Consider the following 12,655-nt stretch of genomic DNA (forward strand, 5'->3'; position numbering starts at 1 on the left):
CGCCGCCCGGTCGGCCATGATCGGTCTCGGGTGCTTGTGGACCGCCGAGCTCCGGAAGCGTCGACACTCGGTCCTCGCTGCCGTCGTCGTCCTCGTCCGGCTCCGGCGCGTGGCGGGAGGGAGGAGGGAACCGGATGGTCCGCCTCCCTCCCTGCACATGTCATGTCGCGGCATTCGCACTGCCTTGTGGGGCGTCTTCCCTGGAATGCGTCTTCAGGACGCCCCGCCCCCGCGTACGGTCCATCTCGCGCCATTCCGGCCGCAGGCCGACCAGATTCGTGGTGAGGAAGTACGCGGTGCCGCAGGCGAGCAGCACCGGTACGAGTCCGGCAGCGGTCACCGCCGCCCCGGCGAGCAGCCCGCCGAGAGGGATGCCGGCCCAGGCCAGCGAGTCGCCGAGGGCGTTGACCCGGCCCAGCATCCGGCGCGGCACCCGCTCGACGAGGACGGCCCCCAGCACCGGGTTGACGAAGCCGGCACCGAACCCGCTGAGCGCGAAGACGGCCAGTACCGCCTCCAGCGGAGCATCGAGGGCGAGGATCAGGAACCTCGGTGCCCCGGCCAGCAGGAACCCGGTGAGAACCACCATCCGCCGCCGCAGCCGGTGTGCCACCACCGCGGCGATCAGGCTCCCGCCGACCGCCGCGGCCCCCATCGCGCTGCCCATCAGGCCGATCGCGGTCGGCCCGTTGCCGGACTCCCTGGCCCAGACGGGTACGAGCAGCGAGGTGATCGCCGCGTCCAGCAGGTTGGTGATGCCGCACATGACGATGACGGTGAGCAGCAGCGGCTCGCCGCGCAGGAAGGTGAAGCCCTCGCCGAACCGCCGCCAGTAGCCCGGTTCCGTTCCCCCGGCCGGCGAGGAGGCTTCGTCGGCCGCGTGCCCCGTGCCGTGAGGCAGCGCGAGTTTGATGATCACCGATCCGAGGGCGAAGCAGCCCGCGTTGACGGCGAGTCCGGTCAGGGGACCGAGCAGCGCCACCAGGGATCCTCCGGCCGCCAGGCCGACGGTGGAGGCGAGCCGCTCGATCACACCGGCCAGACCGGTGGCCCGCTCCAGCGGTACCCGGCCGCGCTCGGCCGCCTCCGGGACCATCACCTCCTTGGCCAGGTCGCCGGGGCCCCGGGCCGCGCCGATCAGCGCGACCAGAACCAGCAGAAGCGGAAAGGACAGCAGGTCCAGGGCGTGGAGCAGGGGAACCGCGGCGGCGGCGGTCGCACTGGCCAGATCGGTGGTCCAGGAAACGGCCCGCGGGCCGATCCGGTCCACCACCGGCCCGGTGAACGCCTTGACCACCACGTAGGGCGCCATCTCGCAGAAGGCGACCAGTCCGGTCCGGGTGGCGTTGCCGGTGGTGACGAGGACGAACCAGGGCAGTGCCACAACGGAGATCCGCGTGCCGGTCAGCGACACGACCATGGCCGCCAGCACCCCGCTCAGCGGCCGTAAGGACCGCTTGCCGGGTATGCCGCCGGCCTCCGGGGCGTCGGCGGTCATGACGTCGCGCTTCCTTCCTCTTCCTGTCGGCCGGAAGGGAGCGACGACGCGGCAGGCGTATCCAGTTCGGGCAGGATCTGTGTGATCACGCCGATCCGCTCGGCACCCTCCGGCGCACTTGCCGCCGCCTCGGGCGTGTCTCTGCGGTACCGGGAGATGACGGCCCTCAGCTCCTGCCGCAGGGCGACAGCCTCCTCGGGTGTGAGCCGCAAGGCCCAGTCGCTCATGTCGAAGGTGCCCCGCCACGCACGGGGCATCGTCTGCAGCTCGTTCAGCGTCTGCTGAGTGCGCAGGGTGTAGGTGGTGGCGACGGACTGCAGGAAGGCCAGAACAGCCTCGGGCTCTCGATCGGCCAGCTCCCGGTCGTTGAGCTCCGTCATCTGGTGTACCGAGCGCCACCAGCGCTCTCGTGCGTTGCCGCGCTCGGCGTCCTCCTCGACGAAACCGGCCGCGCCGAGCTGGCGCAGGTGATAGCTGGCTGTCCCGGAGTTCACGCCCAGCCGTTCCGCGAGACGGGTGGCTGTCGACGGGCCGTACTTCCGCAGCAGCCCCACCAACTGCACACGCACCGGATGCGCCATGGCGCGCAGCCCCTTGGCGTCCAGGACGACGGAGTCGACTTCAGGGTTCGGGCCCTCTGGCCTCTTCATGGCGTCGGTCACTCCACACAGACTAGACCGCAAAGAGTTCTTCGCGAAGAGTTCTTCGCGAAGGACTCTTTGTAATCTGCTTCGTGTGCGAGAGCCTTGCGCTCGTCCGCCGGCCGATGGACGAGCACGATCGATGAGCGAGGGATCGCGACCGGGCAGACGCCGGATCATGCTCATGAAGCCGCGCCCCGCGGGAGCCAGGCGCCCGGCGTGGCGTGGCGCCTTCGCGGCAGGTGTCACACCACGCCGGGTGTGTTCTCCCGGGCGGGTTCCCTGGTTGCCGGGTGATCCGGGCCGCCGGCCGGGGCGCGAGGCCGAACGGCACAGCGCCCTCGTCGAACGGGTCCGCGGCCTCCTCGCGGATCTCGGCGAGAGCACCGAGCCCGGCGGCCCCGGCGATCACTGCCGAGCGGTTCGTCGCGGCAGCCTGGACGGGAACCCGGCGGATACTTGCCGGATGGACGGATCAAGGGCTTCTTGGGTCAACACCACGCACGATTGGGCCGGCACCGTGGACGCGGACCATCTCGACCGGATCCGCCAAGGGTCCGCGGAGTTCGCGCCGGGCGGACCCGGACACCTTGTTCTCGAGGTCGTCGCCTACGCCGCCGACGAGGCGGCGAGCCGGGGCGGCGGGCGGTGTGTGGTCACGCTGCACGCCGACGGCTCGGTGTCCGTGAAGGACGACGGCCGGGGCACCGACACCCGGGTCGACGAGCACGGCCACGTGGTGCAGAAGCCGGTCATGGCTACGAAGGATCTTCGGTTCTTCGACCTCCCGGAGGCGGAGCGGCTTCCGGACGGGCATCCGCGTCGCGGCATGTCCGTCGTCGCGGCGCTCAGCGAGTGGCTGATTCATACGAACCGTCGTCTCGACGGGTCCTGGAGCCGGCGTTATGAGCACGGTGTTCCGGTGACCGGTCTGCGGCCCGTCGAAGCCGACGGGACCACGGGGACCTGCGTCCGCTTCCTGCCGGACGAAGCCCTGCGTTCGCGGTGGTCGTTGACCGCGGGCGATCCGGTGCGGTGGTCCGGGCACTGGCCCGGTCTGGTTGTCCGCCTCGACGATCAGCGCGACGGCGAGGACCGGTCGGGTCCGTGACCGCGGGGCGGCACGGCCGGCCCGCACCGGGGAGAGCGGCCCGGCCGGCTCCCGGCCCCGTGGTGGGGAGGTGGCAGGCGTCAAGGCCGGTCCCGGTCCGCCGCGGCGGGGGCCTCCTCGGCCGCACGGCCGGTGACGCCCGCCGCGCGGGAGGACGAGCCGGAAGAGGAGTGGGCGTCGCGCCGTTCAGCCGCCGCAGGCGCAGCCCGCGGCGGCCGGCACCGGCGCGGTGTCCGTCTCCTGCCCGGCGCAGCAGGTGTCACCGCCGGCGGCGGGGCTCTTGCCCAGCCGGTCGGCGTCGGCCTTGACGACGTAGACCTCCCACGGTTCCTTGCCGGGGCCGGTCACCCACACCTTGTCCTGAAGCGCGTAGCAGCAGGAGGTGTCGTTCTCCTCGAAGGTGGCCAGGCCGGCGTCCTTGAGGCGGGTGGTGGCGGCGTCGACCTGCCCGGTGGAGGCGACCTCGACGCCGAGGTGGTCCAGGCGGGTGTCCTCGCCCTCCTCGCCCTCGATGAGGACGAGCTTGAGCGGGGGGTCGGTGACGGCGAAGTTGGCGTAGCCCTCGCGGCGCTTGGCCGGCTCGGTGCCGAACAGCCTGGAGTAGAAGGCGATCGAGGCGTCGAGGTCGGCGACGCGCAGGGCGAGCTGGACACGGGACATGGTGGTCTCCCATCGGACTGCTTGTTTCGATGTCTGTCGATACAGTCGACCTTGCCACCGGGATCGACGGCTGTCAATATTGAAGAATGTCGAAACAAGCCGGTCTGCCGGTGCTCGGACAGGACGATGCCGTGTGCTGCGCGCCCATGGTCCGCGAGCCGCTCGGTGAGGAGGCCGCGGCCGAGCTGTCGCGGATGTTCAAGGCGCTGTCGGACCCGATCCGGCTGCGGCTGCTGTCGCTGATCGCCTCGTACGAGGGCGGCGAGGCGTGCGTGTGCGACCTCGTCGGCCCGTTCGAGGTCTCCCAGCCGACGATCTCCCACCATCTGAAGGTGCTGAGGGAGGCCGGGCTGGTCGGCTCGGAGCGGCGCGGGACCTGGGTGTACTACTGGGTGCTGCCCGACGCCCTGGCGAAGCTGTCCGCCCTGCTCCGGATCCCCGCCGTTCCCGCGAAGGCCCCGGCGTGAGCATGCCCGCGCCGTTGACACGGCGGGCGGCGGCCGAGGGGCTCGGGACGGCCGCGCTGGTCGCGGTGGTGGTCGGCTCCGGCATCCAGGCCACCGAACTGACCCACGACACCGGAACGCAACTGCTGGCCAACTCCCTCGCCACCGTCTTCGGCCTCGGCGTGCTGATCGCCCTGCTCGGCCCGGTGTCGGGGGCGCACTTCAACCCGGCGGTCACCCTCGCCGCCTGGTTCACCGGCCGCCGCACCGGCGAGGGCCCCGCCCCGCGCGAGGTCGCGGTGTACGTGCCCGCCCAGATCGCCGGGGCGATCGTCGGCGCGGTGCTGGCCGATGCCATGTTCGGCAGGCCGCCGGTGCGCCTCTCCACCCACGACCGGTGGGGCGGGCACCTGTGGCTGGCGGAGGCCGTGGCCACCGCGGGGCTGGTCTGGCTCGTCTTCGGCCTGGCCCGCGCCGGCCGCGCGCACCTGGCGCCGCCGCTGGTCGCCTCCTACATCGGGGCGGCGTACTGGTTCACCTCCTCCACGTCCTTCGCCAACCCGGCCGTCACGGTCGGCCGGGCGTTCACCGACACCTTCGCCGGTATCGCCCCCGCCTCCGTGCCGCCCTTCCTCGCCGCCCAGCTGACCGGCGCCGCCGCCGGTCTCGGCCTGGTCGCCGTCTGCTTCGGCCGCCCGGCCGCCGCGGGTGGGGACGAGGCCGTCGTCCCCCATGCCGGGCAGCGGCCCGCCGCCCCCGCCCGTTCCACCGAAGAAAGCGCCCTGTCCCGATGAGCACCTCCGCCGTTCCCTCCGTGCTGTTCGTCTGCGTGCACAACGCCGGACGGTCCCAGATGGCCGCCGCCTTCCTCACCCACCTCGGCGCGGACCGGGTCCAGGTCCGCTCGGCCGGATCCGCCCCCGCCGACACCGTGAACCCGGCCGTGGTGGAGGCCATGAAGGAGGCCGGCATCGACATCTCCGCCGAGACCCCCAAGGTCCTCACCACCGAGGCGGTACGGGACTCGGACGTCGTGATCACGATGGGCTGCGGCGACGCCTGCCCGTACTTCCCCGGCAAGCGCTACCTGGACTGGCAGCTCGAGGACCCGGCCGGGCAGGGCGTCGCGGCCGTCCGGCCGATCCGCGACGAGATCGAGCGGCGCGTCCGCGGCCTCCTCACCGAACTCGGCATCGAGGCGGCGTGAAGGCCACCGGGACCGGGGCCGGCCGGCCCTGAAGCCGGGGCGCGACGCCCCGGCGACGTCGTGCCGGTCACGGGGGACGTCCCGCGTCACTCGTGACCGGTCGCCGGTCGCGGCAGCGCACCGCCGTCGTGGTGCGGGGACGCCGTGGGCAGTTCCACGGTGACGCGGAGCCCGCCGGCGGGGCGCGGGGTGAGGGTGAGTGTCCCGTCGTGTGCGTGGGTGATGGTCTTGATGATCGCCAGGCCGAGGCCGACGCCCGCGTGGTCGGTGTGCAGGCGCTCGGTGCCGCGCCGGAACCGTTCGGTGAGGGTCGGGACCAGGTGGGGGGCGAGCCGCTCGCCGGTGTTCTCGACGGTGAGCACCGCGGTCCCGGCGCGGGCGCCGGTGCGGATCCACACGGTGCCCTGTCCGGGCAGGTTGTGGATGATCGCGTTCTGTACGAGGTTGGCGGTCAGCTGCAGCAGGAGCGCCTGCGATCCGATGGCGGGGGTGATGTCGCCGGACGTCTCGATGGTGACGCCGCGCTTCTCCGCGAGGGGGAGGAGCGTTTCAGCGGTCTCCTCCGCCACGAGGGACAGGTCGACGTGTTCCCGGGTGAAGGACCGCTGCTCGGCGCGGCTGAGCAGGAGCAGCGCCTCGGTGAGGTCGATGGCCCGGGTGTTGACGGCGTGGAGGCGGTCGAGGAGCGGGTCGGCGGCGCGGTCCGGATCGGCGCGGGCCGCGTCGAGAAGCGACTTCGAGACCGCCAGCGGGGTGCGCAGCTCGTGGGAGGCGTTGGCCGCGAACCTCTGTTGTTCGGCGACGCGCGCTTCGAGCCGCGCGAGCATGGTGTCGAAGGCGTCGGCCAGTTCGCGGAACTCGTCCTTGCGGCCCGGCAGCCGGATCCGGTGGGAGAGCGACCCGTGCGTGGTCGCGCGGGTGGCGTGGGTGATGCGGGTCAGGGGGGCCAGCATGTGGCCGGCGAGGATCCATCCTCCCAGGAGGCCGAACACCAGCAGGAACGCCAGTACCGCGGCCGCCCGCGGAGCGAAGACGTCCAGGAGGGCGCTCCGGACGGGAAAGACGCCGCTCGTGAGTTCGTCGTCGGGGTTGATGAGCATCGCACGGTCGGGGACGTACCGCAGGAGGAACACCCACACCGCCGCGAGCATCAGGACGCCGGCGAGCATGAGGAATCCGGCGTAGCTGAGGGTGAGCTTGAGGCGCACGCTCAGCCCGGGTGCCCTATCCACGGTCTCCTCCCTCGCCGCCGGCCTCCGGTCGCGCGTCGATGCGGTAGCCGACGCCCGGCACGGTGGCGATGACCCAGGGTTCGCCGAGCCGCTTGCGCAGTGCCGAGACGGTGATGCGTACGGCGTTGGTGAACGGGTCGGCGTTCTCGTCCCACGCCCGTTCCAGGAGTTCCTCGGCGCCGACGACTCCGCCTTCCGCGGCGACGAGGACGTCGAGCACCGCGAACTGTTTACGGGTGAGCGCCACGTAGCGGCCGTCCCGGTGGACCTCCCTGCGGAACGGGTCCAGGCGCAGGCCCGCGATCTCCCGCACGGGCGGCCTGGTGTGCGCACGCCTGCGGTCGAGCGCTCTGAGCCTGAGCACGAGCTCCCGCAGCTCGAAGGGTTTCGTGAGGTAGTCGTCGGCGCCGAGTCCGAACCCGGAGGCCTTGTCGTCGAGACGGTCGGCCGCGGTGAGCATGAGGATCGGTGTGCCGCTCCCGGAGGCGACGATGCGGGTGGCGACCTCGTCGCCGGACGGTCCGGGGATGTCACGGTCGAGGACGGCGATGTCGTAGGCGCAGACGCTCAGCATGTCCAGAGCGGTGTCGCCGTCACCCGCGATGTCGGCGGCGATCGCCTCCAGGCGCAGGCCGTCGCGGATGGCTTCCGCCATATAAGGCTCGTCCTCGACGATCAGCACGCGCATGCGTTCGATGCTACGAGTCGGTGCATATCGTCCGCGTATCGAGAACCGCATACGGGCCTGCAACATCGTGTCGCCTTGACTGGCGGCATGCCTCACAGCACACCGGCGGCACGAGCCACCACCCGGACGTCCGCGCATGTCCGGGGCGACGCGGCCGGCCCGGGGACTCCGATGCGACGACGTGGCCGTCCGGCCCGGTACGCCGGCCCCGCCCAGGGCCCGGAGACGCGACCGTGCCCCGGCGCACCCGCCGGTCTCTCTCCTCCTGCGGGCGGCACCCGCGAACAGTGGACAAGGACGGACGATGACCCAGGTGAAGACGGCGAAGACGACGGAGGCTGGGCAGGACGGCGCCGGTACCGGCCGGCCCGCCCGGCGTGCGCGCGTCCGCCGGGCGGTGGGCGGTCTCTCCCGGCCGGGGCCCTGGAAGCGCGGCCCGGTGCTCGTGGTGTCGGCGGTGCTCCTCGGCCTGATGCTGCTGCTGCACGCGCGGATCACGGACCACTGGGGCCTCGGCAGTCTGGTGGAGACCTTCCTGCCGTGGTTCGGCCTCTGTATACCGGTGCTGCTGGCCGGGGCGCTGTGGCGTCGCTCCGCCACGGCGGTGGTCGCGCTGCTGCTGCCGGCCGGGGTGTGGCTGCACCTCTTCGGCGGGCTGCTCGGCACCGCCTCCCACCCGGGCGGCGACACCGTCCTCACCGTGGCCGAGCACAATGTCGGCGCCGGCAACCCCGACCCGGCCGGCACCGCCCGCGACCTGGCCGCCTCCGGGGCGGACGTGCTGGCCCTGGTGGAGCTGACCGGGCAGGCCCGGGCCACGTACGAGAAGGAGCTGGCGAAGACGTACCCCCACCACACGGTGCTGGGCACCGTCGGGCTGTGGAGCAAGCTGCCGCTGTCGGACATCCGGCCGGTCGACACCGGGATCGACCGAGGGCCGCTGGCGGCCACCAAGCCGGCCGACGTCAAGATGACCTACAACCGGGCGCTGCGCGCCACGGTGGCCACGGACCACGGGCCGCTGACGGTGTACGTGGCCCACCTGGGATCCGTACGGCTGATGCCCAGGGGCGGCTTCTGGACGGACAGCCGGGACCGCAACGCGCAGGCGCTCGGCGAAGCCCTCGCCGCCGAGCGGAGCGAGCAGGTGGTGCTGCTCGGCGACCTGAACGGCACGGTGGACGACCGCGCGCTCGACGGCATCACCTCGCGGATGCGCTCGGCCCAGACGGAGGCCGGGGACGGCTTCGGCTTCACCTGGCCGGCGAAGTTCCCGGCGGCGCGGATCGACCAGATCCTGGTCCGCGGTGTGGAGCCGACGAGCTCGTGGGTCCTGCCCGCCACCGGCAGCGACCACCTGCCGGTGGCGGCCGGGATCGGCTGGTGAACGTCGCGGAACACCCCGGGATCCGTCACGCCTCCCGCGGGACCGGCCGCCGCGGGGCCCAAAGGACGGCTTCGGGGCCGGGCAGCCGCGGTTCGGGTACGGGATCTTGCCGGCCGGCGGAGCCGGGGACGATCCGCGCGGGGGCATGAACCGGCGAGAGCGCCGCGCCCTCGGAAAGGCGGCCGAGGAGGGAGCCATGGCCATGCCGTCGTCGTCGTTCGCCAGGAGGGCTGTACGGGTCCGTGCCGGGACGCGCCGGTGGTGTCAGAGGCGGAAGAGTTCCGTGAAGCGGGTGAGGAGGGACTCCGGGCCCTCGAGGACGATGCTCCGGGCGGCGAGTGCCTCGGCGGGGGTCAGGGTGGCGCGCATGAGGTCGAGGACGGGGTGGCCGGAGCGGGTCTCGATGACCAGGTCGGGGTCGGGGTGGGGGCCGTGGGCGACGGTGAGGCGGTCGCCGTCGACGGACAGGGCGAAGGTCGCGTCGGCCATGCGCACCTCGTAGCCGAGGGTCTCCCCGGCGGCGGCCTCGGGGCGGAAGGCCGTGTGGAAGGACAGGGCGCGGCTCTCGATGGTGGTGATCTCGCCGGGGCGGGGCCCGGTCATGGTGCGGGCGCCCCAGCGGCCGAGGGCGGTCACGGCCGGCTGGAGCGCGTGGCCGTGTTCGGTGAGTTCGTAGACGACACCGCGGTCGGGGTGGGGCAGGGCGCGGCGGACGGCGACGCCGTGGGCCTCGAGCTGCTTGAGGCGGGTCGCGAGGATGTTGGTGGGGATGTTCGGCAGGCCGTTGCGCAGGTCGGTGTAGCGCTTGGGGCCGAGCAGCAGGTCCCGGACGATCAGCAGGGTCCAGCGCTCGCCGACGACCTCCATCGCGCGGGCGAGGCCGCAGAACTGGCCGTACTCCTTCACCGTCATGGTTCACATTCTAGTTCCCGCGCCATACCGCGAACAGAGCTTGCTTTTTACAAGTAAGCTGCAACTGCATGTCCTACAAAGGAAGTTGGGAGACGACATGTCCTTTCAGGCGTACCTGGACAAGATCGAGGACAAGACGGGCCTGACGCCCCGCCAGTTCATCGCGCTCGCGCAGGAGCGCGGCTACGACAGCGCGGACACCAAGGCCGGCGTCATCCTGGAGTGGCTCAAGCAGGACTACGACCTGGGCCGCGGGCACGGGATGGCGCTCGTGCACGTCATCAAGAACGGCGCGAAGATCTCCGACAAGCACGTCGGCTCGGGCGGGACCCACCAGGACGAGTCGGACACGCTCTGGCTCGACGGCAAGGCGAACCGTCCCTGAGACGGGCGCGGGGTCCTTCCGGCAGGTCCGGCCCGTTGTCCGGCGTTCGACCGGACGACGGGCCGGGTGTGCGGGGTGTGTACCCGGCCCGTCGTCCTCCGGGCCGGCCGGGGCCACGCACGCGGCGGGCCGGGCTCAGGACGCGGCGGCGTCGGCGTCGGAGCCGGCCGTCTCCTCCCGCGCCATGCCGAGGAAACGCCGGATCGCCTCGACCGGCATGTCGAGCCCCTCGGACGCGGACTGCTCGTCGCCGAACACCTGCACGGCCTCGGCGACCGCCCCGGCCAGTTCCACCTCCGCCTTGCGGACCTTCGCCTCGGCCTTGTCCACGGTGTCGACCACCGCCAACTGGCGGCGCTGCTTCTCCTGGAGCCGCTGCTTGCGGGAAAGGGCCTTGTCAGAACTCTGCACAGACATGACCAAGATCATAATCAGTCCACGTGCGCGCCCGGCGCCCCCTCGTCTCCGCTCCCGGTCCGGCCGGCGGCTCCTCGGGCGGGCAGCCTCATGTCGATGACGAAGCCGATCTCGACGAGCTGGCCGGGCAGGGTCAGTTCGGTGACGCCCACGACCGTGCCGGCCGGGCGGTGGCCGCCGAAGTACGCCAGGTTGCCCTCCGCCGTCGCCGCGGCGTTCCGCCGCAGGTCCACCACGTACAGGGTCTGCGAGACGATCTGGTTCCGGGTGGCGCCGTAGTGGTCCAGGACCCTGTCCATGTTGGCGTGGGTCCGCTCGAGCTGGGCGGCGAAGTCGCCCGCGTGGAGGAACTCGCCCGCATCGTCGAACGCGAGCTGTCCGGAGACGTGGACCAGATCGCCGGACCTGATCGCCTGCGCGTAGCCGAAGTCGCTCTCGGCCGGTATGCCGTAGGTGAAGACATCGATGGTGGCCATGGTGCCCGCCCTCCCGATCCGCTCTCTTGTGGTGACTCGGGAACTGTAGGAGAGTGAGGACTGACCTGGAAGAACGCACTTTTCGGTGACTGAGGAACCTCATGGTGACCAAGCAACTGCTCAAGGGCCTGCCCGAGGACGCCGACCTGCGGCGCGCCGACTCCCTGGCGCGGGAGATCTTCTCGGACGTCGCCAACAAGTGGGCGCTGCTGATCATCGAGGCGCTCGGCGAGCGCACCCTGCGCTTCAGTGAGCTGCGGGACGAGGTCGAGGGCGTCAGCCACAAGATGCTCACCCAGAACCTGCGCATGCTGGAGCGCAACGGCCTGGTCGACCGGAAGGTGCACCCCACCGTGCCGCCGCGGGTCGAGTACACCCTCACCGAGCCGGGCCGGGCCCTGCGCGCCGCGGTGGACGTCATCTGCGACTGGACCCACCGGCACCTCGGTCACATCGAGAGCGCGCGCGGCCGTTTCGACGCCTGAAGGGACGTCGCGGGAGGGCCGCGTCGTCGACGGCGAGGTGTCCGGCTCCCGGGTGTCCGGGGTGACCGGACGCGAGTGGCGGCCGTCGGCCATGTCGCGTCCGGCCCGCTGAGCGGTCGTCGAGTCCCCCTTCACTCGTACCGCAGGCGCAGCGACTCCCGTTCGGCCTCCTCGATCCGGTCGACGGTCAGGCCCGGCAGGTTCAGCTGGGCCAGCATCACCTCGGCGCTGGTCGGCTGGGCGTCGGCGGGCAGCCACCGCTCCGGTCGCCAGGCGTCGGCGCGCATCAGCGACTTCGGGCAGTGCGGATAGACCTGCTCGACCCGCACCACGATCGCCGTGACCGGCGGTTTGCCGACGGGAGTGAGCCGGTCGAGCAGCTCCGGGCGCGCGGAGACGCAGGCGCGGCCGTTGACGCGCAGTGTGGTCGGGCGGCCGGGTATGAGGAAGAGCAGTCCGACGTGCCCGGTCTCCAGCACGTTGTGCAGGGTGTCGAGCCGTTTGTTGCCGGTCGCGTCGGGGACGGCCAGGGTCCGCTCGTCCAGCACCGAGACGAACCCGGCCGGGCCGCCGCGCGGCGTCACGTCCGCCCGGCCCCCGGCGTCCGCGCTGCCGATGAACACCAGCGAGGAGCAGCCGATCAGCGCCCGGGCCTCCCCGGTCAGGTGGTCGGTCTCCTTGCGCAGCGAGTTCGGGTTCGGCTGCGGGTAGAGCTCGCGCAGCTGGTCCGGGCCGGTGAGGGCGTCCGCCTGGAGGGATGCGAAGAGCGAGCCGGCGGTCTCCGTGTCGATCGTCATACGAGCGACCCTAGGGGGCGACCGCGGCAGTGCGCGGGGCGGCGTGCGATCCCGCCCGCCGCGACCGACGGCCGCTCATCGGCGCACCCGGAAGCACGTGGTGGTGCGATGCCGGCCCGCACCGGGGCGGGTCCCGGCGAGCGGGCGGCATGCGGGCCGGGGCAGAGGCCGGGGCGGGTGCACCAGGCCATGTCGTCCGGCCCGGCCGTTCCGTCAGGGGTAGTTAACTGTTCGCCTTCAAGGTTGTTTGACTGAGCGTAACTTCGATTGGGTGAGCATCGTTGTGAGGGTGTGAAGCTGACAGAGTGGGCGA

15 protein-coding genes and 1 pseudogene are annotated in these 12,655 nt (G+C 72.1%); 7 read left to right on the forward strand and 9 right to left on the reverse strand.

The genetic code is table 11. From position 1 onward, the window contains the following. Positions 1-160 precede the first annotated feature (160 nt). Positions 161-1,498 carry an MFS transporter gene (locus tag IH50_RS0133710; protein ID WP_030871170.1) on the reverse strand — a complete coding sequence of 446 codons (1,338 nt, stop codon included), beginning with the start codon at positions 1,496-1,498 and terminating at the stop codon, positions 161-163. Continuing rightward, complete coding sequence (locus tag IH50_RS0133715; RefSeq protein ID WP_199822183.1) at positions 1,495-2,148, reverse strand: winged helix-turn-helix domain-containing protein; 654 nt, start codon at positions 2,146-2,148, stop codon at positions 1,495-1,497. Before IH50_RS0133715 ends, IH50_RS0133710 begins: the two co-directional genes overlap by 4 nt. A 457-nt stretch (positions 2,149-2,605) precedes the next feature. Here IH50_RS0133715 and IH50_RS0133720 point away from each other — a divergent pair, with 457 nt between their 5' ends. Further along, positions 2,606-3,250: a DNA gyrase gene (locus IH50_RS0133720; RefSeq protein ID WP_030871176.1), complete on the forward strand. Its 645-nt coding sequence runs from the start codon at positions 2,606-2,608 to the stop codon at positions 3,248-3,250. A 186-nt stretch (positions 3,251-3,436) separates the two neighbouring features. Here IH50_RS0133720 and IH50_RS0133725 read toward each other — a convergent pair whose 3' ends face one another. Continuing rightward, the gene (locus IH50_RS0133725) at positions 3,437-3,910 is read right to left on the reverse strand and encodes an ArsI/CadI family heavy metal resistance metalloenzyme (protein ID WP_030871179.1); all 474 of its coding nucleotides are present in this window, start codon (positions 3,908-3,910) and stop codon (positions 3,437-3,439) included. 86 nt (positions 3,911-3,996) lie between these two features. Here IH50_RS0133725 and IH50_RS0133730 point away from each other — a divergent pair, with 86 nt between their 5' ends. Genes IH50_RS0133730 through IH50_RS0133740 form a run of 3 tightly spaced genes read left to right on the forward strand, consistent with a single transcriptional unit; the run spans position 3,997 to position 5,563 of the window. After that, positions 3,997-4,377 carry an ArsR/SmtB family transcription factor gene (locus IH50_RS0133730; RefSeq protein WP_051767554.1) on the forward strand — a complete coding sequence of 127 codons (381 nt, stop codon included), beginning with the start codon at positions 3,997-3,999 and terminating at the stop codon, positions 4,375-4,377. Between the two features lie 2 nt (positions 4,378-4,379). After that, positions 4,380-5,150 carry an aquaporin gene (locus IH50_RS0133735; protein WP_030871185.1) on the forward strand — a complete coding sequence of 257 codons (771 nt, stop codon included), beginning with the start codon at positions 4,380-4,382 and terminating at the stop codon, positions 5,148-5,150. After that, the gene (locus tag IH50_RS0133740) at positions 5,147-5,563 is read left to right on the forward strand and encodes an arsenate reductase ArsC (RefSeq protein ID WP_030871187.1); all 417 of its coding nucleotides are present in this window, start codon (positions 5,147-5,149) and stop codon (positions 5,561-5,563) included. Before IH50_RS0133735 ends, IH50_RS0133740 begins: the two co-directional genes overlap by 4 nt. Positions 5,564-5,649: 86 nt before the next feature. On the opposite strand, the gene IH50_RS0133745 is transcribed toward IH50_RS0133740, so the two are convergent. Both IH50_RS0133745 and IH50_RS0133750 read right to left on the reverse strand, forming a co-directional pair. After that, positions 5,650-6,795 carry a sensor histidine kinase gene (locus IH50_RS0133745; RefSeq protein ID WP_078914187.1) on the reverse strand — a complete coding sequence of 382 codons (1,146 nt, stop codon included), beginning with the start codon at positions 6,793-6,795 and terminating at the stop codon, positions 5,650-5,652. Next, positions 6,788-7,483 (reverse strand): response regulator transcription factor, encoded by a 696-nt coding sequence (locus tag IH50_RS0133750; RefSeq protein WP_030871192.1) that lies wholly within the window; start codon positions 7,481-7,483, stop codon positions 6,788-6,790. Before IH50_RS0133750 ends, IH50_RS0133745 begins: the two co-directional genes overlap by 8 nt. Positions 7,484-7,787: 304 nt before the next feature. Between IH50_RS0133750 and IH50_RS0133755 the strand changes: the two genes are divergently transcribed. Beyond that, positions 7,788-8,870 (forward strand): endonuclease/exonuclease/phosphatase family protein, encoded by a 1,083-nt coding sequence (locus IH50_RS0133755; RefSeq protein ID WP_030871195.1) that lies wholly within the window; start codon positions 7,788-7,790, stop codon positions 8,868-8,870. Between the two features lie 264 nt (positions 8,871-9,134). On the opposite strand, the gene IH50_RS0133760 is transcribed toward IH50_RS0133755, so the two are convergent. After that, the gene (locus IH50_RS0133760; protein ID WP_030871198.1) at positions 9,135-9,782 is read right to left on the reverse strand and encodes a winged helix-turn-helix transcriptional regulator; all 648 of its coding nucleotides are present in this window, start codon (positions 9,780-9,782) and stop codon (positions 9,135-9,137) included. 97 nt (positions 9,783-9,879) lie between these two features. Between IH50_RS0133760 and IH50_RS0133765 the strand changes: the two genes are divergently transcribed. Next, the gene (locus IH50_RS0133765; protein WP_030871200.1) at positions 9,880-10,167 is read left to right on the forward strand and encodes a DUF4287 domain-containing protein; all 288 of its coding nucleotides are present in this window, start codon (positions 9,880-9,882) and stop codon (positions 10,165-10,167) included. 135 nt (positions 10,168-10,302) lie between these two features. On the opposite strand, the gene IH50_RS0133770 is transcribed toward IH50_RS0133765, so the two are convergent. Together IH50_RS0133770 and IH50_RS0133775 are read right to left on the reverse strand one after the other, a co-directional pair. Then, positions 10,303-10,584, reverse strand: coding sequence for a hypothetical protein (locus tag IH50_RS0133770; RefSeq protein WP_030871202.1), 282 nt, complete (start codon positions 10,582-10,584; stop codon positions 10,303-10,305). A gap of 77 nt (positions 10,585-10,661) precedes the next feature. Continuing rightward, positions 10,662-11,060, reverse strand: a pseudogene (locus tag IH50_RS0133775) (RidA family protein); the annotation flags it as partial. Positions 11,061-11,161: 101 nt separating this feature from the next. On the opposite strand from IH50_RS0133775, the gene IH50_RS0133780 reads away from it, so the two are divergent. Continuing rightward, on the forward strand, positions 11,162-11,545 hold the full coding sequence (locus tag IH50_RS0133780) for a winged helix-turn-helix transcriptional regulator (protein ID WP_030871204.1): 384 nt from the start codon (positions 11,162-11,164) through the stop codon (positions 11,543-11,545). A gap of 131 nt (positions 11,546-11,676) precedes the next feature. Here IH50_RS0133780 and IH50_RS0133785 read toward each other — a convergent pair whose 3' ends face one another. Next, entirely contained in the window at positions 11,677-12,342 is a 666-nt protein-coding gene (locus tag IH50_RS0133785; RefSeq protein ID WP_030871205.1) for an MSMEG_1061 family FMN-dependent PPOX-type flavoprotein, read from the reverse strand. Positions 12,343-12,655 lie beyond the last annotated feature (313 nt).

It is taken from the genome of Streptomyces sp. NRRL S-37 (genome assembly GCF_000721605.1).
GTDB lineage: Bacteria > Actinomycetota > Actinomycetes > Streptomycetales > Streptomycetaceae > Streptomyces.